We start from the raw sequence: 21,050 nt of genomic DNA, 5'->3' as shown, positions 1-21,050 counted from the left end.
CCATGACCCAGGATGTCTTTCTCACCCTGGGGCGCGAGGCCTTGCTGCTGATGGTGATGGCGTCGCTGCCGCCGATTGGCGCGAGCCTGGTGGTGGGGTTCTTGTCGAGCCTGTTCCAGGCCACCACGCAGCTTCAGGAGTCCACGCTTTCGGTGGTGCCCAAGCTGTGCGCCGCCGTCCTGGCGTTGGTCCTGGCGGGCCCCTGGATTGCCGGGCAGCTCACGCGCTTCACGCACCAGCTCCTGCTGCTCATCTCCGAGGTCGCGGCATGAACCTGGAGCCGCTTCGCGCCTGGCTGGATTCACTGGGGCCCGACATCGTCGTGGTGGCCTTGTGTGCCGCCCGGCTGCTGCCCATCACGCTCCTGTGCCCTCTGTTGGGAGGGCAGGCCACGCCGACGATGGTGCGCCTGGCGCTGGTGCTCTCCCTGTCGCTGTTCCTCCGCGTCGAGGCGGGGGTGGCCCTGGACGCGCCCGTCACGTCCACGGTGGCCCTGGGCGGGTTGGTGGTCCGCGAGCTGCTGTACGGCACGTCCGTGGGGCTCGTCGCGGCGCTCCCGTTCGATGCCGCGCGAATGGGCGGCCGCTTCATCGACCTGCTTCGAGGCACCTCCGCCGAGGCGAGCCTGCCCCATGCGGGGAGCCGCGAGGCCGCCGCGGGGGAGGGGCTCTACCATCTGATGATTGCGTTGGTGGTCTCCGGTGGCCTGTGGCCGCTCGTCATCTCCAGCGTGTTGCGTGGCTTTGGCGTGGTGAAGCTGGGAGCCTTCGTCCCGACCGAGGCGGCCACGTTGCACCTCGCACTGCTGGCGGGCGCCGCCATGGCGACGGGGCTGGCGGTGGGGGCGCCCATCGCGGCGGCGGTGCTGCTCGTGGACTGCTTCCTGGGACTGGCCTCGCGCGCGGCGCCCCAGGTGAATCTGCAAGAGGTGGGGGCGCCGCTGAAGATTCTGGGCGGTGGCGCCGTGTTGTGGCTCGGAACGGGCGTGCTGTGTGAGCGGCTGCTGGCGGGTGTCTTGTCCGTGGAGGGCGCGCTGTCGCTGCTGGGGGAGGTGGCGCGGTGAGCGGCGAGAAGACGGAGAAGCCCAGCGCGAAGCGCCTTCGGGAGGCGCGGCGCAAGGGGCAGATTCCCCGCAGCCGGGTGCTGAACGGCGGCGCGGTGATGGCGGGGGGCCTGATTGGCCTCACCTCGACCGCGCCGACGGGCATGGCGCGGCTCCATGCGTGGACGGAGCGGCTCTTCCTTGGACAGCAGGACGCGGGCGCATGGCAGGAGGGCGTGTGGATTGGCGCGCGACTCTGCGGGCCGGTCCTCGGGGGCGCGTTCGCCGCGGCGTTGCTCGCCTCGGTGGTCACCGTGGGGCTCGAGGCCGAGCTCCAGCATGTGACGCCGAGGCTGGAGCGCATCAGCATCAAGGCGGGCTTGCAGCGGCTCTTCAGTTGGAGCCCGTGGTTTGAGCTGGCGAAGCTGATGTTGATTGTCGGCGTGGTGGGCGCGCTCGTCCTGCGCGATGCGCGCGAGGCCGCGCCGGATGCGATGCGAACCGCATGGCTGGGAGGCGCGGAGGCCTTCAGCCGGGTGGTCGCGCATGTCTCCGGGCTGGCGACCCGACTGGTCTGGCTGATTGTGGTGCTGGGGTTGGGGGACTACGCGCTGGCCTGGCGGCGCCACCTCAAGGACTTGATGATGACCCGCGAGGAGCTGAAGCGGGAGTACAAGGAGAGCGAGGGCGACCCCCAGCACAAGGGACAGCGCAAGGCGCTGCACCGTCAGTTGGCGCAGGGGGGCGCGGCACGCGGGGTGCAAAAGGCGACAGCCGTGGTCGTCAATCCCACGCACATCGCGGTCGCGCTCCGCTACGACGCGGACGAATGTGACGCGCCCTACCTCGTGGCCAAGGCCCGGGAGACAGACGCGCTCGCCATGCGGGAGCAGGCACGCCGGCTGGACATTCCGGTGGTGCGGGACATCCCGCTGGCGCGCAGCCTCATCCACTACGACGTGGGCGAGCCCATCCCGGAGGAGCTGTACCAGGCGGCCGCGGTCGTCCTGCGCACGGCGATGGACGCGCGGGAGCTGGACGGCCATCCACGGAGACAGACGTCATGCCCCCCCTCATGAAGGTATTGCTGAAGGCCCGGAGCTCCTCGGACGTGGTGCTCGCGGTCGCCATGGCCGCCGTCCTGGGCGCGCTCATCATCCCCTTGCCCGCGTGGCTCCTGGACGCGGGGCTCGCCGTCAATCTGGCGGCGTCGGTGGCCCTGCTGGTGGCCGCGTTGCGTGCCCGGGACGCCTTGAAGGTGACGTCGTTCCCCACGCTGTTGCTGTTCACCACGCTGTTCCGGCTGTCGCTCAACGTGTCCTCCACGCGGCTGGCGCTCGCGGATGGCCACGCGGGGGACGTCATCCAGGCCTTCGGTGAGTTCGTCGTCCGGGGGGACTACGTGGTGGGCGCGGTGGTCTTCGCCATCCTCACCCTGGTGCAGTTGCTGGTCGTCACCAAGGGGGCGGAGCGCGTGGCGGAGGTGTCCGCGCGCTTCACCTTGGACGCGATGCCCGGCAAGCAGATGTCCATCGACGCGGACCTGCGCGCGGGTGCCATCGACCAGACCCAGGCCCGGCGCCGGCGGAGGGATTTGGAGCGCGAGTCGCAGATGTTCGGCGCCATGGACGGCGCGATGAAGTTCGTGAAGGGGGACGTGATTGCGGGCCTCGTCATCGTCGCGGTGAACCTGCTGGGAGGCACCCTCATCGGTGTGCTCCAGGGCGGCATGCCCCTGGGCGAGGCCGCGTCGACGTTCGCGCTCATCGCCATTGGTGATGGCCTGGTGTCCCAGGTGCCGTCGCTGTGCATCGCGGTGGCCGCGGGCCTCGTCGTCACCCGGGTCGCCTCGGAGAAGGAGGAGGACTCGCTGGGGACGGAGATTGGTACCCAGTTCTTCGGAGAGGCGCGGACGCTCTGGGTGGTGGCGGGCCTGTGCGTCGCGCTGGCCCTCATGCCGGGGATGCCGCACCTGACATTCCTGCTGCTGGCGGGAGGCCTGGGCGGGCTTGGCCAGGTGTTGAGCCGGCATGCCGTCACGAAGGTCGAGGAGGCGGGGACTGCGCCCGTGGAAGGCGCGGCGCCTGGCGCGGCTGGCGCCCCGCCGGAGAGCGCCTCGTCACCGGTGGGGGTCGCTCCGCTCACGCTGGACCTGGCGCCGGATTTGACGGTGCTGGCGGAAGCGGAGGGGGCTGCTTTCGTCCACAAGACGTTGAATGGCGTGCGGGACGAGTTGTTCTTCGAGTTGGGGGTGCGGGTGCCTGGCCTCCGGGTGCGCACGCACGCCGCCTACCTGTCCTCCGGCGAGTATCGCGTCCTGGTGGACGAGGTCCCCGCGGGGGGAGGGCAGGTGATTCCCGGCGCGCTCTATGCGCTGGCCCCCCCGGACGAACTCGCGTTCCTCCAGGTGAGCGCGGAGGCCGCGACGGAGCCCGCGAGCGGGAAGGTCATCAGCCGCATCCCCGAGTCCGGGCGGGCCTTGCTGGAGACGGCGCAGGTGCCGCTGCGGCGTCCGGGGGAGCTGCTCGCGGACCACGTGCGCGCCATCCTGCGGGGCCGAGCCGCGGATTTGCTGGGGCTGCAGGACGTCCAGGGGCTGCTGGAGGGGTTGGAGGCGCAGGCGCCGGTGCTGGTGAAGGAGGCGCTGCAGAAGGTGCCGCTGCCGCTGCTCACGGACGTGCTGCGCAAGCTGCTGCAGGAGGGCGTCAGCATCCGGGATTTGCGCGCCATCCTGGAGGCGCTGGTGTCGCCGACGACGGAGGGCGATGCCGTCGCGCTCGCGGAGCGCTGCCGGCAGGCGCTGCGCCGGTACCTCAGCCACAAGTTCGCCCCCACCGGGCCGCTGTACGCGTACCTCGTGGACCCGGAGGTGGAGGAGGTGCTGCGCGGCATGGGACCGCGGGGCTTGGCGCCCGACCCGGAGCGGGTGGCCGAAATCCTCGAAGGCGTGCGGCAGGTGGCCACCGAAGGACGGGCCGTGCTGCTGACGGCTCCAGACGTCCGGAGGCCCCTGCGCAGGCTGTGCGAGGGCGCGTTCCCGGACGTGGCGGTGCTCACCTATGGCGAGCTGGATGGGGCCCTGCAGATTCGCCCCATCGGCCGGCTGTCACCGGTGGCGGTGGGGCGCTGACGCGGGGGCTCAGAGCCCGGTGCCCGTGTTGCCTGGCCCCTTGCTTTCGGGAAGCGAGGGCAGGTCCGTCTGGGCCTGCTGGGGCGCCGGACGGTTGACCCGGTCCCTCAGCTCCTTGCCCGTGCGGAAGAGCAGGCCGCGCTTGGGCTTCACCGGGATGACCTGGCCCGTCTTCGGGTTGCGGCCCTGGTAGCCCTGGTAGTTCTTCACGTGAAAGGCACCGAGCCCGCGGATCTCGATGTTCTCCCCGCGGCAGAGGGCATCCTTCATCGACTCGAAAATCGTCTCGATGGTGGCCTCAGCCTGCTTCTGCGTCACGCCCCTCTTGGCGACGAGGATGTTGATCAGATCGGACTTGAGCATCGGACGCTCCCGCAAACCCGGTGACCCCTTGGAAACAGGGCGCTCTGGCCCGTGGTCGAATCCTGAAAACATAACAGAACGCATCCTTCGTGCAAGCAGGGTGAGCTTCCAACTGCCCAGAACCTCTACGGATTTCCCCCCATGGCCACCTTGGGAGGGGGCGCGGGAGCGGGCTCGGCCAGTCCCGGGCGGAGCGGCACCACCAGGTCCAGCCATCGGGTGCGACGTAGCAGGTCGACCCCGGCGCGGTCAGCGGCCTGGAAGAGCGGCTCCAACTGTTCGAAGCCGGGCGCTCGGGGGCCGTTCCAGCTCTCCGCGCCGCCGGTGATCATCACCCCGTGTACAGCGAGGGTGGTGTCCGCCAGCGTGAGGGTCGCCGGGTCCTTCGCGGGGCGCAGGCCCCCCTTGCGCAGGCGCTCCAGCAACTCGGCGGCCACCATGCGGTCCACGACTTCGTGGACGAGCGACTCGGGGACGCGCAGTCGGGTCGCCAGCTCGCGGGGCGTGGGGGCCTGGAGACCATCCACCCAGGCCAACGTCGTCTCCTGGGCGACGCGGGCCGCGGACAGCTCGTGCGCTCGCGGGTGGCTCCCAAAGGCGAAGAGGGAATGCCGGAAGGCGGCGTGCTCCACGGCATAGGAGAGCCGCGCGCCAAAGAGCACCAGCAGCCAGCTCACGTACACCCAGGCCAGGAACAAGGGCAGGGCGCCGAGCGAGCCGTAGATGGGGTTGTACTGGAAGCTCCGCTCCGCGAAGGAGGCGTACGCCTGCTTGGCAATGGTCCAGCCCAGGCCGGCCACCAGCCCTCCGGCGAGCGCGGAGCGGACGCGGACATGGGCGTAGGGGGTCCAGTAGTAGAGCAGCGTGAGGCTCGCCACGGTGATGAGCGTGGTGCCCAGCAGGATGAACGCGGTGGCGTACGGGGCGTGGCTCTGCAGGAAGACGCGGACCTTGCCCGTGCCGGAGAACGACACCGCGAGGAAGAAGGGGCCCACCAGCAGGAGGCCCGAATAGATGAGGAGGCGGATGCGCCAGGGGCGCTGACGCCGGATGCCCCACAGTTCGTTGACCGCGCCATCCAACTGTCGCAGCAACGAGCCCGCGGACAGCAGCACCGCCAGGAAGCCCACGCTGCCGATGGCGACGGTGTTGGTGGGGTTCAGGAACCGGTCGAGGAACTGGGAGGACTTCCCGCGCACGCCCGGGTTGAGCACCTCGCTGACGACGAAGCGCAGCTTCTCCTTGAACTCCTCCTGGTGGAACGCGGTCAGCAGCACCAGGGCCACCGTCAGCAGGGGCACCAGGGAGAACATGCTGACGTACGTCAGTGCCGCGGCCCGCAGCCGGAGATTCTCGCCCCGGAAGCCCTCGGCCACTGTCTTCGCGGCCAGGAAGGTGTCCGTCGCGAACTGTCCCACGGGCGTGTGCTGCACGGGGGCCCAGAGCCCGGCGGCCTGGGCGGCCAGCCGCTCGTGGAGTCTCCGGAGCCACGGGAGGGGCGTCAGCGTCACGGCATCCCTCAGGGAACCCAGCCGTGGCAGGCGCGTGCCTGACGGAGGCGGAGGGGGCGTGCCCCCGTCGGGGGCGATACGTGCGCGGAGCGTGAGGACATCATCCGTGTGACATGGCCGGCCCGCGCGGCGAGAAACGCCCCGGGGCATGGACGCTCACGCTAGCCAATCCGCGGCGGCCAGGGCCAGCCCACCCCGGTTCGAGGTGGCTGGCCAGCGTACACAAGCCGACACGCTGCGCGACGCCGCGCGCACCGGCCGGCGACTTCCGCCAGGACGCGTCGCCGGCTCCCAGCCCCCTTCCGTGAAACCACGGGCAGGGCAGGGCGCCGGCTGCTGCCTCGGCGGAAGGACGACTCAGGTCGTGCCGCCGGAAGGCTCCGACCCGCCCCCCGAGGATGGAGGCGGGGGCGGCGTCGAGCCACCGGCGCTCTCACCTCCGCCGGACGGGCCCTGCGAGCCGCCGCGCTCACCGCGCTCGCCCCGACGGTCACCGCGCTCGTGCCGTTCGCCGCGCTCGGAGCGTTCACCCCGTTCGCCGCGCTCGGAGCGCTCACCGCGCTCGGAGCGTTCACCCCGTTCGCCGCGCTCGGAGCGCTCACCGCCACGCTCAGAGCGTTCACCCCGTTCGCCGCGCTCACCGCCACGCTCGGAGCGTTCACCCCGTTCGCCGCGCTCACCGCCACGCTCACCCCGGGGGCGGTCGCCTCCTCGGCCCTCGCGGCGGCCTCCGCCGCGCTCACCCCGCTCGGAGCGTTCACCTCGCTCACCGCCCCGGTCCCTGCCGCCGCCGCCGCCACCGCCGCCGCGCCGGCCCTGCTCCTGGCGGCCGTAGCCTCCGCCATTGCTGTCCGGCTTGCGCTGCTGCATGGCCAGCTCACCGTCACCCGAGCCGGGCGACGAGGCCACCTTGTGCTCCGGGCCCGTGGCCGAGCGTCCGTAGATGTCGTACTGCTCGCGGTGGTAGTTCTGCTGCGCCTTGACCTGGATGGACTTGTTGTACCGGTCCATCAGGTGACGCAGCTCGTTGCGCTCCTCGCCCTGGAGCAGGCGCGCCACCTCCGCGTTGCAGTTGATGACCAGCGTGGAGTCCTTGTAGCCCGGCGCCTCGCGGCGAATCTCCCGGAAGATTTCGTAGGCCACGGTGGTGGCCGTCTTCACGAAGCCGTTGCCGTCGCAGTACGGGCAGTCCTCGTGGAGCATGCGGCCAATGGACTCGCGCACGCGCTTGCGCGTCATCTCCACCAGGCCCAGCTCGGAGATGCGCAGCACGTTCGTCTTGGCCTTGTCGCGGCCCAGCGCCTCCTGCAGCGCCTTGAAGACCTTGTCGCGGTTCTGCGCCTTCTCCATGTCGATGAAGTCGCAGATGATGATGCCGCCGATGTTGCGCAGCCGGAGCTGGTAGACAATCTCCTTGGCCGCCTCGACGTTGATCTTGGTGATGGTCTCCTCGAGGCTCTTCTTGCCGACGTAGCGGCCCGAGTTGACGTCGATGGCGGTGAGCGCCTCGGCCTGGTCGATGATGAGGTAGCCGCCGCTCTTCAGCCACACCTTGCGCTGGGTGGCGCGCTGCAGCTCCTGCTCGATGCCGTACGCGTCGAAGACGGTGTCGTCGCCCTCGTGCAGCGCCACCCTGTCCCGCAGCGCCGGGTCCTGCGCGGTGACGAAGCCGAGGATGCGCTCGTACTCCTCGCGGTCGTCGACGACGAGCTTCTCCACGTCGTGCGCGAAGAGGTCGCGCGTGGCGCGAAGGATGAGGTCCAGGTCCGGGTGCAGCAGGCCGGGGCCGCCGCGCTTCTCGTTCTTGCGCACCACCTGGTTCCACACCTCGATGAGGAACCGGATGTCGCTCTCGAGCTTCTCCTGCGGCACGTTCTCCGCGACGGTGCGGACGATGAAGCCCGTCCCGGGCGGGCGCAGGCGGTCCACGATTTCACGCAGGCGCCGGCGCTCCTTCTCGTTGGAGATGCGGCGGCTGATGCCCACGTGGTCCACGGTGGGCATGAACACCAGGTGACGCCCGGGGATGGAGATGTGCGAGGTGAGCCGCGCGCCCTTGGTGCCGATGGGGTCCTTTGAAATCTGGACGACGACTTCCTGGCCCACCTTCAGCAGGTCTTCAATCTTGTCGGTGCGGCGCGGCTTGGCCTTCTCCTCGTCGCGCTTGTCGCCCCGGCGCTTCTCCTCCTGCTGCGGCCGGCGGCCCTTGTCCTTCTCGCGCTCCTTGTCCCGGCCGCGGGGCTCACGCGCCTCGCGGGCCTCGCGCGGCGTGCGGCGCTCGCCGGAGACCTCGGAAGGCTTCGCCGCCTGCGCGGACTCCGGGGCGGGCGGGGGGATGATGTCGCCCAGCGCCGCGGCCGAGGGCGGCGGCGGCTCGACGGGCAGCTCCGCCACGTCGCCAGGGGCCGCCTCGGGCGGGGCCTCCGCGGCGACGGCCGCGGGCTCGGACGCCGCGGCGACGGCCAGCGCCGCCTCGGGCGACTCCGGCTGAGCGGCGGGCGCCACGGCAGCCGGCTCCGTCACCTGGGGCTCGGAGGGCGCGGCCACGGCCTCGCCTGCGACGGGAGCCGGCGCCGCCTCGACGGAAGCCGTGGTGGACGGCGCGACCGCCACAATCTGCTCGGGCGTGACGGGCTGCGCGGCGGCCTCGGCTGCGGCCGCCGTCTCCGGCGCGGCGACCGCCGTTTCCGGCGCGGCGGCCGGCGCTTCCTCCGCGGGCGCCACCGGCGTCTCCGCGCCCGGCGGCGTCACCGGCGGCGCGTTGGCGGCCAGCTCCAGGGCGGTGTCGCGGGGCAGGGACGCGGTGGGCGCCGCGACGGGCTCGAAGTGGGCGTCCTCGGGCTCCGGGTGACGGGGGGGCGCGCTGCGGGCGGCGAACTCGGCGGCCTCGGCCTCGGACTCGTCCGGGACGTCCGGCGCATCCTCGTGCTCGCCTTCGGTCAGCTCGAACTGCGCGCGCGCGAAGTCAGGGTCGTAGACAACGTCACTGACATAGAGGAACGCGGCCTTCTCCAGGCCAATGTCCACGAAGGCGGCCTGCATGCCGGGGAGCACCCGGACGACCCGGCCCTTGTAGATGTTCCCGACGACGCCCTTGTCCTTCTTACGCTCGAGGTAGAACTCCGCGATGTGTCCGCCCTCGACGAGCGCGACGCGCGTCTCGCGACCCGCGGCGTTGATGACCAGGATGCTGCTCATGGATGAATCCTGCTGGCGCGCGCGGTAGGGCGGACCTCACCGGACGGGCGGCGGCGAGACGCCGCGCCTCCGAGCGCGCTGCGAAGGGAGAGGCGGCCTCCGGCGGGTCGTCAGCGCGCGCCACCGCCCCGGAAATGCCGGGTGCGGCTGGGGGCGCGCTGTCGAGGACCGAGGGGACCACCGCCTGCTCCTCCGAGTTCATTGGCGCCCCGCATTGCGACCGGCACCGTGCCGGGCGAGGCCTTGTCTTCACACCGCGTTCGAGCTTCCCCACGACGCGCGTGCCGCCCGCTCTTCTATCCACACCCGGTCGATGCCCATCGTGGGCCACCTTGGGGGGGCGACTGGAGCCTCGGTGCGGCTGGCGCGCCCGGAGGCGCCGGGAACGCAACCCGTCAAAATCCCTACCGGACGTCGACCCCCGACAACGCGGGGCGTCACACAACCGTCCAGAAACACGAGGAGTTTTTCACGGCCCCCCCGGTGTGTAAAGCCGAGAAACGGCTTCCATTCACTGTCAGGCAGATGCCGGGCAGCTACCCGGCAGGGCATCAAGCCTGGGCGGGGGCTTGCTTGCGCTCTCCTGGCTTGTCCAGTCGCCCTCGAGGCCGCCGCACCAGCCGCAGGCCTGTCCAGGTGGCGTCAATGGTGCAGATTTTGTTGTCCACCAGACCGATGTCCAGGGCCGCGTGGCGCACGAAGTCCTCGGAGAGGCCCTTGCGGACGCCTCCGCCCCCGGGCCAGCACACCCAGATGCCGCCCGTCAGGGCCATGGCGCGGGCCAGGGCCGGCAGGCGCTGCACCAGCTCCTGTGGGTCCTCGGTGAAGAAGAGGATGACATCCAGCCCCGTCACCGCGGTGATGAGGAACTCCACCCCATCCGGCAGCGGGTTGAGCTTCTGCACGAAGCCCCGGGGTGGGTTGATGACGGAGACCTTGGACCCGGCCCGGATGCCCAGCATGGCGGGGAGGGAGGCCAGCGCGTAGGGCGTCATGACGTGCGCTCCACGGTGAATTGACGGAACTCGCCGGTGGCCTCGCCATCCGCGCGCTGAACGCCCGAAACCCGGGCCTGCGGCGGACCGCGGTGACACCAGCGGATGAACTCCTCGAGCACGGCGGGCTCCCCTTCCACGACGGCCTCCACGGCCCCGTCCGGCCGGTTGCGCACCCAGCCTGTCAGACCCAGGCGTGTGGCCTCAACGCGGGCGCTCTCCCGGAAGAAGACGCCCTGCACCTTGCCTTCGATGCGCAGCGAGGCTCGCCGCGTGCCACTCATGGACCGCCCCATCCTCTATGCGTTCGTCTGCAGCATCTGCAGGAACGCCTGCTCGTCCAGGATTCTTACCCCGAGTTCCTGGGCCTTCTTCAGCTTGCTGCCCGCATCCTCGCCCGCCACCACGAAATCGGTCTTGCGTGAGACACTTCCGGCGACCTTGCCGCCCCGGCGCTCGACCTCTTCCTTGGCCTGCTCCCGCGTCATACCCGTCATCGCGCCGGTGAGCACCACCGACTTGCCCACGAAGGGGCCCCCGGTGGCGACCTGGGGCGCCGCGGGCTGGACGCCTGCCGCCAGCAGCGCGCGGATGGCCTCCTGGTTCTGCGGCTCCTGGAAGAAGGTGTGGATGACCTGGGCCATGATGGGGCCCACGTCCTTCACCCGGGAGATGTCCTCCAGGCTGGCTCCAAAGAGCTTCTCCGCCTGGGGGAAGGCCTCCGCCAGCGCCTTGGCGGTGGCGTCACCCACGTGGCGGATGCCCAGGGCGTAGAGGAAGCGCCGCTGCGTGGTCTGCTTGGAGCGCTCCAGCGCCGCGACCAGGTTGTCCGCGCTCTTGTCGCCCATGCGCTCCAGCGTCAGCAGCTTCTCCCGGGTGAGCGCGTAGAGGTCCGCGAAGGTCTTCACGCTGCCGGTGGCCACGAGCTGCGTGGCCAGCTTGTCCCCCAGGCCCTCGATGTCCATGGCCAGGCGGCTGGCGAAGTGGCGGATCTTCTCCACGAGCTGCGCGGGGCACGAGGCGCCCGTGCAGCGGATGATGGCCCCGTCCTCGTCCTTGGTGGCCACCGCATGGCACACCGGGCAGTGCCTGGGGAACTCGAAGGGGGCGGAGTCCGCCGGGCGCCTGGACAGCACCACGGAGACGATTTCCGGAATCACGTCGCCGGCGCGCCGCACGAAGACGGTGTCGCCCTTGCGTACGTCCTTGCGCCGCAGCTCGTCCTCGTTGTGCAGCGTGGCGCGCGCCACCGTGACGCCGCCCACCTTCACCGGCTTCAGGTGCGCCACCGGCGTCAACGCGCCCGTGCGGCCCACCTGGATGCCGATGTCCAACACCTCTGTGGACTCCTCCTCCGGCGGGAACTTGTAGGCCACCGCCCAGCGCGGGCTCTTGGAGACCTGGCCCAGGCGCTTGCGCTGGTCCTCGTCATCCACCTTCACCACCATGCCGTCCACCTCGAAGGGCAGCTCGTGGCGGCCCTTCAGGGAGGCGTCATACGCCTCGCGCACGCCCTCCAGGCCCTCGGCGCGGCGGTACTGGTTGATGGGCAGGCCCAGCGTCTTCAAGTACTCCAGCTTCTCGATGTGCGTCTTGAAGGCGGGGACCCCCTCCCCGGGGACGCATTCGTAGAGGAACACGGAGAGGGGACGGGCGGCCGTCATGCGCGGGTCCAGCTGGCGCAGGCTGCCGGCGGCGGCGTTGCGCGGGTTGGCGAAGAGCGGCTCGCCTTCCTCCTCGCGCTTCTCGTTGAGCTTCTGGAAGTCCTTCTTGCGGATGAAGACCTCGCCGCGCACCTCCAGCACCTCCGGCACCTTCACGCCGTCCTGGGGGAACAGCGACATGGGCAGGCTGCGGATGGTGCGCAGGTTGGCGGTGACGTCCTCGCCGGTGGTGCCGTCACCCCGGGTGGCGCCCTGGACGAAGGCGCCCTTTTCGTAGCGCAACGCGATGGCGAGTCCGTCCAGCTTGGGCTCGCAGACGTAGGAGATGGCGGGCAGGCCCAGCAGCTTGCGGATGCGCTCGTCGAACTCGATGAGGCCCTGGTCCTCGAAGAGGTTGGCCAGCGAGAGCATGGGCGCCCGGTGCACCACCTCGCCGAACGCCTCGGCCGCCGCGCCGCCCACGCGCTGGGTGGGCGAGTCCGGCGTCTGGAGGCTCGGATGTCGCGACTCCAGGTCCTGCAGCTCGCGCATCAGCTTGTCGTATTGCGCGTCGCTGACCTCGGGCGAGTCGAGGACGTAGTAACGGTAGTTGTGGTGCGCCAGCTCACGGTGGAGCTCACGGGCTCGGGCTGCGGCATTCTGGAAGTCGTCCACGGTTCGCGGTCCTTACTCCAAAACACGGCGCGGCGGCGCGTGCCTCGGAAGACGGCCACTCTACGGTTCCCGACTGACAAGGTCCGGTCGCCGCCACCGGGTGAACCCCGCTCCCTGGGGAAGTGGGCCTGGAGGGCGGGGTGGTGTCGCTGGCGGTGGCGATGCGCGCGCGCCGACCCGGCGGGTCCTGCGGGCCCTGGCACGGGGGCCGGGAGGCCCGCAGGGGCGGCTGGAAATGGAGGACACCCGCGGGCGTGTTGCTCACCTGGAAGCGACGCGACCGCGAGCCTCAAGATGCCTTGACAGGCCAGGAGGGGGTCAATAACGTCCCTCGCGGTTTCATGGCGCAGGCGTATCCGACGGCGCCGACTCTTCTCCCAACCACAAGGCTCACGCCCGCGCAGTCCCTTCCTGGGATTCCGGCGGGGCCGTCCTCCTGGAAGGTGCTTCCGAGGGCCGCGCGGACGTCTCCCCCCGCCAAACCACCCGTCCGAGTCCTCGGGCGCTTCATTCCTCCCCAAGCGTTACAGACATGCGTAAAGCCCGTACTTCGAGAGAGAAGACTGCCGACACCGACGTCGCCGTCGAGGCGGACGCGGAGAAGCCCCGCCGCAAGCGCGCGGCGAAGACGGTGGAGCGGGACGAGGCCGAGAAGCCCACCCGCACCCGCCGGAGCGCCGCCCGCCGGGACGACGAGTCCGGTGCCGAGGCCGAGGAGGCCCCCGCCGAGCCGCCCCGTCCGGTGCTCACCCCCATCTCCCGCCCGGTGCGGGACGACGACCTCCAGGAGGCCCGCATCTCCGGCGAGGCCGAGGAGCCGGCCGCCGCCCTGCCGCCCGCGCCGGAGCCCCCCGAGGCCCCCGCCATCACGGAGGTCACCCGCGACGGCGAGCCCATGCAGGTCATCAAGCTCAATGACCTGAAGCGGATGAAGATCACCGACCTCTCGAAGATGGCCCACGACGTGGGCATCGAGGGGTACCAGGGCCTGAAGAAGCAGGACCTCATCTTCGCGCTGCTGGGCGGCATCGCCGACAAGCGCTTCGAGGTCCACGCGGAAGGCGTGATGGAGCTGCTCAGCGACGGCTTCGGCTTCCTGCGCAGCGCGGACAGCGACTACCAGCCCAGCCCGGACGACATCTACGTGTCCCCGTCGCAGGTGCGCCGCTTCAACCTGCGCCCCGGCGACACGGTGACGGGCCCCATCCGCCAGCCCCGCGAGGGCGAGCGCTTCTTCGCGCTCCAGAAGGTGGACAAGGTCAACTTCGCGGACCCGATGTCGGACGCGGCGCGCGAGCGCATCCTGTTCGACAACCTCACGCCGCTCTATCCGACGCGCAAGCTCAAGCTGGAGCACGAGTCGTCGGAGATGACCACGCGCATCATCGACATGTTCTGCCCCATCGGCCTGGGCCAGCGCTGCCTCATCGTGGCGCCGCCGAAGGCCGGCAAGACGGTGCTGCTGCAGAACATCGCGCACGCCATCAGCCGCAACCACCCGGACGTCTACCTCATCGTGCTGCTCGTGGATGAGCGCCCGGAAGAGGTGACGGACATGGAGCGCAACGTGCGCGGCGAGGTGGTGTCCTCCACCTTCGACGAGCCCGCCACGCGCCACGTGCAGGTGGCGGAGATGGTCATCGACAAGGCCAAGCGCCTGGTCGAACAGAAGTACGACGTCTGCATCCTGCTGGACTCCATCACCCGTCTGGCGCGCGCCTACAACACGGTGGTGCCCGCGTCCGGCAAGATTCTGTCCGGCGGCGTGGACGCCAACGCGCTCCACAAGCCCAAGCGCTTCTTCGGCGCCGCGCGCAACATCGAGGAGGGCGGCTCGCTGACCATCATCGGCACCGCGCTCATCGACACCGGCAGCCGCATGGACGAGGTCATCTTCGAGGAGTTCAAGGGCACGGGTAACTCCGAAATCGTCCTGGACCGGAAGCTGATGGAGAAGCGCATCTTCCCGACGCTGGACATCAACAAGTCCGGCACGCGCAAGGAAGAGCTGCTGCTGGGCCCGGGCGACCTGGTGCGCATCACCGCCCTGCGGCAGGTGCTCCACCCGTTCACCCCGATTGACGCGATGGAGTTCGTGCTCAAACACATGCGGCCCACCGCGTCGAATGCGGACTTCCTCGGCTCGATGAACCGGTAGAGAGTGTCCGGGCAAGGAGTGTCCATTGCTCGGATACGGACGTTTCCGCCTGCTCACCCTCGTCATGGGGGTGACGCTGGGCGGTGGTGGCGTGGGGTGTGACGGCCTGGGGGATTTGCCGCTGGGGGACATCCCCCCGTCGCTGTCCGACCAGACGTGTTACACGGACGACGACTGCGTGGCCAACGCGTGCTGTGGGCTGGGGACGGCCGTCACGCACGCGGACGAAGGCCCGGCGTGCAACGCCCCCTGCGACAGCGGCTGCCCGGAGGGCTCCATCGACTGTGGGCGCTGCATCCCCACGTGCCGTGAGGCGCGCTGCGCCGCCGCCTGCCAGTAGGGCTCAGGCGGCGGGCGGCTGACGCTCCGCGGGGAGCGGGCCGGCCGTGGCCAGGGCCACCGCGGGCGCGGGCTGGGCCTTGAGCCGCGCATAGTCGAAGCACGCCACCAGGACGGACGCCACGGGCACCGCGAAGAGGGCGCCCACCAGTCCGAAGAGCCGCTCCCCGGCGATGAGGGAGAAGGCGACGATGACGGGGTGCAGGTGCGCCGCCTGCCCCATGATTTTCGGGTTGAGGAAGTAGGCCTCCACCGCGTGGATGCCGATGATCCACGCCAGGATCGCCAGCCCCTTCTGGAAGCCGTCCGCCAGCGCGATGAGGACGATGGGCACCGAGCTGAGGATGGTGCCGAAAATCGGGATGAGGCTGAAGAAGGTGGCGATGGTCGCCAGCAGGAACGCGAACTTCACGCCGAACAGCAGCAGGCCCACGAACGTCAGGGCGCCGTTGACGATGCAGATGGTGACCTGGCCGCGCACCACGCCGGACAGCGAGCGGTCGATGCGCTCCAGGAGCTGCCGCGCGTCCGTGCCGTACTCCGGCGGAATCAGCGTGCCGAAGTAGTGGCGGATGGCCTGCGCGTCGATGGAGAAGAACGCGGCCACCATCAACACGAAGAACAGCATGAAGACGCCCGCGGCCACGCTGGTGACGATGTTGCGGGACATGTTGACGATGTCGCCCAGGTTCTCCTGCACCAGCACGGAGATGCGCTTCACCGCGTCTCCCAGGAACTGCTCCAGGTCCAGCGCGAAGCCGAAGGCGGCGTTGCCGCTGCCCTCGTCCGCGCCCTCCAGCGCGCGGTTGGAGAGCGCCACCGGGATGCCCCGCGTGCTGAGCCACGTCTCCGCGCGCTGCGCCAGCTCCTGGATGTGCTCCGGGGTGAGCGTGTTGGCGAACGTCACCGCCTCGCGGCTGACGCGCGAAAGCTCGCGGTAGAGCTGCGGCACCAGCGCGACGAAGAAGAGGTACACGCCCACGAAGAAGCCGGCGTAGATGAGCAGCAGCGCCGCCCAGCGCGGCACCTGCCGGCCGGCCACCTTCACCCGAGAGATGCGCCCCACCAGCGGCTGCACCAGGTAGGCGATGAGCGCGGCGCCCGCGAAGGGCATCACCACCGAGCGGAAGGCCAGCAGGACCAGCCCCATGCTCAGCCACAGCGCCCCCAGGAGGAGCAGGCGATTGCGTCGGTCGGCGGGGGCGGGGGTGTCCGAAGGCTGCTGCGACATGCTGTCTGGCTTACGGCAGTGCCCTCCCGGAGACAAGGGCCGCCATGTCGGGCCCCGCCCCGGTTCGGGGCGCGGGAGTGGCGCCCGTTCAACATTCCACCCGCGGCCCCGGCGGCGGCTCAGGCGCTGGGCACCTGGACGGCGTGGAGCTTCGACTGGAGCCGCTCCAGGCAGTCGCGCAGGTGCTTGCGCTTGACGCGCCCCTCGGTGGCCTCGCCCAGGCCCAGCATCTGCTCGGTGAGCCAACGGCTGAGGAACAGCAGGGGCAGCCGGTCGTCTGGCGCCAGGCCCCGCTCCAGGTAGCGCTTGTTGCGCATGTAGTCGTCGTAGGCGTCTGTCTCCCGGGCCAGCTCCCACTGGGCCAGCCGGAAGGCCTCCGTGTAGACGGCGCGGGACGGCCGGGGCCGGGGCTCCGTGAAGAGCGGCGCGAAGTGGCCTCCCGTGTCCAGGTCCACCTCCTGGACGGGCGGCGGCCACTGCTGCAGGTCCTTGTGCAGCAGCTTCGCCACCTCCTCCAGGAGGTGCTCCAGCAGGGAGACGGGTTTGAGGTCGAAGAGGTGGTCCCAGCGTGACGCCATGGCTTCTTCCCTATCTCAAATGCCGGCGTCGGCGGTGCCCGCGTCGGGGACACCCCCGTCCGCGTCGCCCGTGCCCGCGTCGGTGCCGCCGTCGTCTGGGAACGGGCCCTGGCAGCAGGCGGGCGCCTGCGCGAAGTAGAGCCCCGCCTGCGAGCAGGACACGCGGAGTTCCCGGCGGTAGGCGCCGCAGCCGGTGACGAAGCGGTCGGCGCCGCAGGTGGGCGGCGCCGCGGTCTCCGGCTCACATTCCTCCAGGGTGACGGCGCACACGGCGCGGGAGCGGTAGAAGCGCGCGTCGGTGCGGCTGCCGGGGACGACGGTGCACGTCGTGCCCTGGTCGCACTCCTGGAAGATGGGGCCGCTGGAGCAGGGGCCCACCGTGCACTCCGGCTCGCAGTTGAGCGCCTCCGCGCCATCACAGCGGGGCGCCTGGGCGCAGTAATCCTCCGAGCACGCGGTGGTGAGCAGGGCGAGGAGCAGGGTCGGAAGGGCGAGTCGGGACACGGGGGCCTCTGTCAGGTCAGGAGAAGCGCTCGAGGAAGTTCAGCAGGATTCTACGGCCCGCGGGGGAGGGCGTGAGGCCCGCCAGCAGCCGCCGGACGTGCTCGCCGGGCGCGGCGCCGCGCGCCACGGCCGCCTTCTCCAGGCCGTCCCGCCGCGCCTCGATGACGGCGCGGATGGCGTCCACGCCCGCCTCCGGGTGGAACTGTACGCCGCGCACCTTGGGGCGGAAGGCCAGCGCCTGCGCCACCGTGTTCGCGTTGCCCGCGAGCACCCGCGCGCCTTCGGGGAGCCGCGAGACGATGTCCTCGTGGGTCGCCTGCGTGGTGAAGCGCTCGGGCACGCCGTCGAAGAGGGGGTCCTCCCGGCCGGCCTCGGTGAGCGTCACCTCGACGCTGCCCGTCTCCCGGCCCAGGGGATTGCGCGAGACGCGGCCGCCGTAGGCGTGCGCCAGGAGCTGCTGGCCGAAGCACACGCCCAGCACCGGCGTGCCCCGCTCACCCGCATCCACCATGTAGTCCGCGGCGCGCTCCATCCACGGCGCCAGCGCCGTCACCGACAGGGGCGAGCCCGTCATCATCACCGCGTCATAGCGGTCCGCGCGCGGGGGCAGGGGCGCGCCCCGGTGCACCGGGACGACGTCGAAGCGGTACCCGGACAGTCCAATGGTTTGCAGAAACCACCGGTCGTAATCGCCGACGGCGAAGCGCACCGATTGGGCCGCGTCACCGGCTTTCAGCAAGAGGACGTTCTTCACCGCCACAGGTTGCCGCATCCAGCCCCCATTCCTACCGTGTCGTGCCCCGCGTGTCCGTTCCTGACCTGTCGACGTGGAACGCTCCCGTGTGCTCCGAGGTACCCACATGACCGGCGCCCGTTGGCTCATCTTCCTCCCCACCGTCCCCAGTCTGCGCATGGCCGGGCGGCGGGTGGAGCCCCGGGCGTCAGGCGTTTCCAGCCAGAGAGGGGATTGACGCAATGCCGAACCGACCGAAGGCGAAGGTCCTCACCCATCCCGCCATGGCGCGGCGTGCGCGCGGCAAGTCGCCGGGCGCGCCCGCGCGGGGACCGGCCGCCCGGGACGCCACCAATGTGGACACCCTGCGGCGGTGGCTGGACGAGAAGGGCATCCGGAAGGTGAAGGTGGGCGCGGTGGACGTCGACGGCGTCTGGCGCGGCAAGTACATCTCCGTGGAGAAGTTCCTCAGCGCCGCCAAGGGCGGCCTGGGCTTCTGCGACGTCGTCTTCGGCTGGGACTTGAGCGATGACCTGCTCGACAACACCGAGGTGACGGGCTGGCACACCGGCTACCCGGATACCCACGCGAAGGTGGACCTGTCCACCGGCCGCGTCATCCCCTGGGAGCCGGACACGGCGGCGTTCCTGCTCGACTTCGTGAGCCCCGACGGCACGCCCTTCGAGGCGAGCCCCCGGCAGCTCCTCCAGAAGGTGGCCGCCCGCGCGCGCTCGCTGGGCTACCTGCCGCGCTTCGGCGCCGAGTACGAGTTCTTCATCTTCAAGGAGCAGCCGCAGAGCCTGAAGGACAAGGGCTACCAGGACCTGACGCCGCTGACGCCGGGCATGTTCGGCTACTCGTGGCTGCGCACCTCGCTCAACGCGCCGCTGGTGCACGCGCTCATCGACGGGTGCAACGACTTCGGCCTGGGCATCGAGGGCTTCCACACGGAGACAGGGCCGGGCGTCTTCGAGGCGGCCATCCGCTACGACGACATCGAGAAGTCGGCGGACAAGGCCGCGCTCTTCAAGACGGTGGTGAAGGAGATCTGCGCCCGCCACGGCGTCACCGCGTGCTTCATGGCGAAGGTGCACGCGAAGCTGCCGGGGTGCTCCGGCCACGTGCACCAGTCGCTGTGGAACCTGGAGGGGGAGCGCAACCTCTTCCACGACGCGAAGGCGCCCCACGGCATGAGCAGACGGCTGCGCCACTACATCGGCGGGCAGGTGGCGCTGATGCCGGAGCTCACCGCGCTCTACTGGCCCACCATCAACAGCTACAAGCGCAGCGTGGAGAACACCTGGGCGCCCACCACGGTGACGTGGGGGAGGGAGAACCGCACCACCGCCATCCGCGTCATCGGGGAGAACGCCAAGGCGATGCGCCTGGAGTACCGGCAGCTCGGCGCGGACATGAACGCGTACATCGGCATGGCGGCCAGCCTGGCCGCGGGCCTGTGGGGCATCGAGAATGAAGTCGAGCCCCCCGAGCCCTGCGAGGCCAACGCCTACGCGAGGAACGACGCGCGGCCCCTGCCCCGCAGCCTCAAGGACGCGGTGGCGCTGCTGAAGGACAGCGCGCGCGCGCGGGAGCTGCTGGGCGACGGCTTCGTGGACCACTTCGTGCGCACGCGCGAGTGGGAGGTGCGTCAGTACGAGCGCGCCGTCACCAACTGGGAGCTGGAGCGTTACCTGGAGCTCATCTGATGAGCGCGAAAGAGACAGCCGTCATGAAGCCGTTCGACCTTCCCTCCGAGCCGCGCGTCACCGAGATGGCGTGGCCCACGCGCATCGTCTTCGGCGCTGGCGCGCTGCTGCGCCTGCCCGCGCAGGCCCAGCGTCTGGGCGTCCAGCGTCCGCTGCTGGTGACGGACGCGGGCGTGGTGAAGGCGGGGCTGGCCGCGCGCGTGGTGGACGTGCTCAAGACGGCGGGCCTTGCGTGCGAGGTCTTCGACCGCGTGGAGCCCAACCCCACCGAGCGCGACGTCTTCGCCGGCCTGGAGGCGTACCGGAGCCACGCCTGCGACGGCATCGTCGCGCTGGGTGGAGGCAGCGCCCTGGACGCGGGCAAGCTCATCCAGCTCCTCACCACGCACGAGCCGCCGCTCAGCCGCTACGACGACGCGAAGGGCGGGGACCAGTACGTGCGGGACGACTTGCCGCCGCTCATCGCCATTCCCACCACCGCGGGAACCGGCTCCGAGGTGGGCCGCTCCGGGGTGGTGACGCTGGAGGACACCGGCCGCAAGACGGTCATCTTCAGCCCGCACCTGCTGCCGCGCGCCGCCATCTGCGACCCGGAGCTGACGCTGGGGCTGCCCCCGGGTGTCACGGCGGCCACGGGCATGGACGCCTTCACCCACTGCCTGGAGGCCTACCTGGCCAACGGCTTCCACCCGCTGGCGGACGCGGTGGCCATCGACGGCATCCACCGCGTGGGCCGCTCGCTGGAGACGGCGGTGCGGGACGGCAAGGACCTGGCCGCGCGCACGGACATGATGGTGGCGGCCATGGAGGGCGCCATGGCCTTCCAGAAGGGCCTGGGCGCCTGCCACGCGCTGGCCCACGCGCTCACGCCCGTGTCCAACGTGCACCATGGCCTGGCCAACGCCATCGTCCTGCCGGTGGTGATGGAGTTCAACCGCGCCGTCTGCACGGCCCGGCTGGCCCGCGTCGCGGTGGCGCTGGGGGACACGTCGCTCGCGCGCGAGGAGGTGCTCGCGGGCAACGCCATTGACCGGGTGCGCAAGCTCAACGCGGCGGTGGGCATCCCCTCGCGGTTGCGCGACGTGGGCGTGCAGGAGAAGGACCTGGAGCGCATCGCCGAGAAGGCCTTCCAGGACGCCTCGCACCAGGGCAACCCGCGAAAGGTGTCCCAGGCGGACCTGCTGGCCATGGCGCGCGAGGCCTACTGAGCCGCCGCCGCTGGCGCGGACCGGGGGAGGGGTGTC

The 21,050-nt window shown here is 70.8% G+C and carries 18 protein-coding genes; 8 read left to right on the top strand and 10 right to left on the bottom strand.

Annotated elements, in window-relative coordinates; translation table 11 throughout:
- The first annotated feature begins 2 nt into the window (after positions 1-2).
- From MYMAC_RS27415 to MYMAC_RS27400, 4 genes are read left to right on the top strand one after another with little or no spacing between them, the layout of a single operon-like run.
- Complete coding sequence (locus tag MYMAC_RS27415; protein WP_013942093.1) at positions 3-272, top strand: flagellar biosynthetic protein FliQ; 270 nt, start codon at positions 3-5, stop codon at positions 270-272.
- Entirely contained in the window at positions 269-1,063 is a 795-nt protein-coding gene (locus tag MYMAC_RS27410) for an EscT/YscT/HrcT family type III secretion system export apparatus protein (protein WP_095960218.1), read from the top strand. The genes MYMAC_RS27415 and MYMAC_RS27410 overlap by 4 nt, the downstream gene beginning before the upstream one ends.
- A complete protein-coding gene (locus tag MYMAC_RS27405; RefSeq protein ID WP_095960217.1) occupies positions 1,060-2,121 on the top strand; it encodes an EscU/YscU/HrcU family type III secretion system export apparatus switch protein in 1,062 nt (353 codons plus the stop codon). The genes MYMAC_RS27410 and MYMAC_RS27405 overlap by 4 nt, the downstream gene beginning before the upstream one ends.
- The gene (locus MYMAC_RS27400; RefSeq protein ID WP_095960216.1) at positions 2,106-4,172 is read left to right on the top strand and encodes a flagellar biosynthesis protein FlhA; all 2,067 of its coding nucleotides are present in this window, start codon (positions 2,106-2,108) and stop codon (positions 4,170-4,172) included. The genes MYMAC_RS27405 and MYMAC_RS27400 overlap by 16 nt, the downstream gene beginning before the upstream one ends.
- 9 nt (positions 4,173-4,181) lie before the next feature.
- On the opposite strand, the gene MYMAC_RS27395 is transcribed toward MYMAC_RS27400, so the two are convergent.
- From MYMAC_RS27395 to ligA, 6 genes are all read right to left on the bottom strand, one after another.
- A complete protein-coding gene (locus tag MYMAC_RS27395; RefSeq protein WP_013942089.1) occupies positions 4,182-4,535 on the bottom strand; it encodes an HU family DNA-binding protein in 354 nt (117 codons plus the stop codon).
- Between the two features lie 125 nt (positions 4,536-4,660).
- Complete coding sequence (locus MYMAC_RS27390; RefSeq protein ID WP_239989047.1) at positions 4,661-6,046, bottom strand: YhjD/YihY/BrkB family envelope integrity protein; 1,386 nt, start codon at positions 6,044-6,046, stop codon at positions 4,661-4,663.
- A gap of 357 nt (positions 6,047-6,403) precedes the next feature.
- The gene (locus MYMAC_RS27385; protein WP_095960215.1) at positions 6,404-9,244 is read right to left on the bottom strand and encodes an Rne/Rng family ribonuclease; all 2,841 of its coding nucleotides are present in this window, start codon (positions 9,242-9,244) and stop codon (positions 6,404-6,406) included.
- A 551-nt stretch (positions 9,245-9,795) separates the two neighbouring features.
- Complete coding sequence (locus tag MYMAC_RS27380; RefSeq protein ID WP_095960214.1) at positions 9,796-10,239, bottom strand: DUF3052 family protein; 444 nt, start codon at positions 10,237-10,239, stop codon at positions 9,796-9,798.
- Positions 10,236-10,535, bottom strand: coding sequence for an acylphosphatase (locus MYMAC_RS27375; protein WP_082207294.1), 300 nt, complete (start codon positions 10,533-10,535; stop codon positions 10,236-10,238). The genes MYMAC_RS27380 and MYMAC_RS27375 overlap by 4 nt, the downstream gene beginning before the upstream one ends.
- 3 nt (positions 10,536-10,538) lie before the next feature.
- Positions 10,539-12,557, bottom strand: coding sequence for an NAD-dependent DNA ligase LigA (ligA, locus tag MYMAC_RS27370; protein WP_095960213.1), 2,019 nt, complete (start codon positions 12,555-12,557; stop codon positions 10,539-10,541).
- 532 nt (positions 12,558-13,089) lie between these two features.
- Between ligA and rho the strand changes: the two genes are divergently transcribed.
- Complete coding sequence (gene rho, locus MYMAC_RS27365; RefSeq protein ID WP_193364434.1) at positions 13,090-14,715, top strand: transcription termination factor Rho; 1,626 nt, start codon at positions 13,090-13,092, stop codon at positions 14,713-14,715.
- Positions 14,716-14,740: 25 nt separating this feature from the next.
- Complete coding sequence (locus tag MYMAC_RS27360) at positions 14,741-15,055, top strand: hypothetical protein (protein WP_013942082.1); 315 nt, start codon at positions 14,741-14,743, stop codon at positions 15,053-15,055.
- A 3-nt stretch (positions 15,056-15,058) separates the two neighbouring features.
- On the opposite strand, the gene MYMAC_RS27355 is transcribed toward MYMAC_RS27360, so the two are convergent.
- The 4 genes from MYMAC_RS27355 to MYMAC_RS27340 all read right to left on the bottom strand — a co-directional run bounded on the left by MYMAC_RS27355 (position 15,059) and on the right by MYMAC_RS27340 (position 18,139).
- On the bottom strand, positions 15,059-16,285 hold the full coding sequence (locus MYMAC_RS27355) for an AI-2E family transporter (protein ID WP_095960212.1): 1,227 nt from the start codon (positions 16,283-16,285) through the stop codon (positions 15,059-15,061).
- Positions 16,286-16,404: 119 nt separating this feature from the next.
- Positions 16,405-16,863 carry a hypothetical protein gene (locus MYMAC_RS27350; protein ID WP_013942080.1) on the bottom strand — a complete coding sequence of 153 codons (459 nt, stop codon included), beginning with the start codon at positions 16,861-16,863 and terminating at the stop codon, positions 16,405-16,407.
- A 15-nt stretch (positions 16,864-16,878) separates the two neighbouring features.
- Positions 16,879-17,367, bottom strand: coding sequence for a hypothetical protein (locus MYMAC_RS27345; protein ID WP_095960211.1), 489 nt, complete (start codon positions 17,365-17,367; stop codon positions 16,879-16,881).
- Between the two features lie 16 nt (positions 17,368-17,383).
- Positions 17,384-18,139, bottom strand: a complete 756-nt coding sequence (locus MYMAC_RS27340; RefSeq protein WP_095960210.1) for a glutamine amidotransferase — start codon at positions 18,137-18,139, stop codon at positions 17,384-17,386.
- A gap of 203 nt (positions 18,140-18,342) precedes the next feature.
- On the opposite strand from MYMAC_RS27340, the gene MYMAC_RS27335 reads away from it, so the two are divergent.
- Together MYMAC_RS27335 and MYMAC_RS27330 are read left to right on the top strand one after the other, a co-directional pair.
- A complete protein-coding gene (locus MYMAC_RS27335) occupies positions 18,343-19,806 on the top strand; it encodes a glutamine synthetase family protein (RefSeq protein WP_204816976.1) in 1,464 nt (487 codons plus the stop codon).
- A gap of 23 nt (positions 19,807-19,829) precedes the next feature.
- Positions 19,830-21,014, top strand: a complete 1,185-nt coding sequence (locus tag MYMAC_RS27330; RefSeq protein WP_095961705.1) for an iron-containing alcohol dehydrogenase — start codon at positions 19,830-19,832, stop codon at positions 21,012-21,014.
- Positions 21,015-21,050: the final 36 nt, after the last annotated feature.

The sequence above is a fragment of the Corallococcus macrosporus DSM 14697 genome, from assembly GCF_002305895.1.
Classification (GTDB): domain Bacteria; phylum Myxococcota; class Myxococcia; order Myxococcales; family Myxococcaceae; genus Myxococcus; species Myxococcus macrosporus.
This window is presented reverse-complemented; position numbering and strand designations above follow the sequence as displayed.

Coding starts and splice junctions, on each gene's coding strand:
- MYMAC_RS27415 (WP_013942093.1), top strand. CDS start 3: ATGACCCAGGATGTCTTTCTCACCCTGGGGCGCGAGGCCTTGCTGCTG.
- MYMAC_RS27410 (WP_095960218.1), top strand. CDS start 269: ATGAACCTGGAGCCGCTTCGCGCCTGGCTGGATTCACTGGGGCCCGAC.
- MYMAC_RS27400 (WP_095960216.1), top strand. CDS start 2,106: ATGCCCCCCCTCATGAAGGTATTGCTGAAGGCCCGGAGCTCCTCGGAC.
- MYMAC_RS27395 (WP_013942089.1), bottom strand. CDS start 4,535: ATGCTCAAGTCCGATCTGATCAACATCCTCGTCGCCAAGAGGGGCGTG.
- MYMAC_RS27385 (WP_095960215.1), bottom strand. CDS start 9,244: ATGAGCAGCATCCTGGTCATCAACGCCGCGGGTCGCGAGACGCGCGTC.
- MYMAC_RS27380 (WP_095960214.1), bottom strand. CDS start 10,239: ATGACGCCCTACGCGCTGGCCTCCCTCCCCGCCATGCTGGGCATCCGG.
- MYMAC_RS27375 (WP_082207294.1), bottom strand. CDS start 10,535: ATGGGGCGGTCCATGAGTGGCACGCGGCGAGCCTCGCTGCGCATCGAA.
- rho (WP_193364434.1), top strand. CDS start 13,090: ATGCGTAAAGCCCGTACTTCGAGAGAGAAGACTGCCGACACCGACGTC.
- MYMAC_RS27355 (WP_095960212.1), bottom strand. CDS start 16,285: ATGTCGCAGCAGCCTTCGGACACCCCCGCCCCCGCCGACCGACGCAAT.
- MYMAC_RS27350 (WP_013942080.1), bottom strand. CDS start 16,863: ATGGCGTCACGCTGGGACCACCTCTTCGACCTCAAACCCGTCTCCCTG.
- MYMAC_RS27340 (WP_095960210.1), bottom strand. CDS start 18,139: ATGCGGCAACCTGTGGCGGTGAAGAACGTCCTCTTGCTGAAAGCCGGT.
- MYMAC_RS27335 (WP_204816976.1), top strand. CDS start 18,343: ATGCCGAACCGACCGAAGGCGAAGGTCCTCACCCATCCCGCCATGGCG.
- MYMAC_RS27330 (WP_095961705.1), top strand. CDS start 19,830: ATGAAGCCGTTCGACCTTCCCTCCGAGCCGCGCGTCACCGAGATGGCG.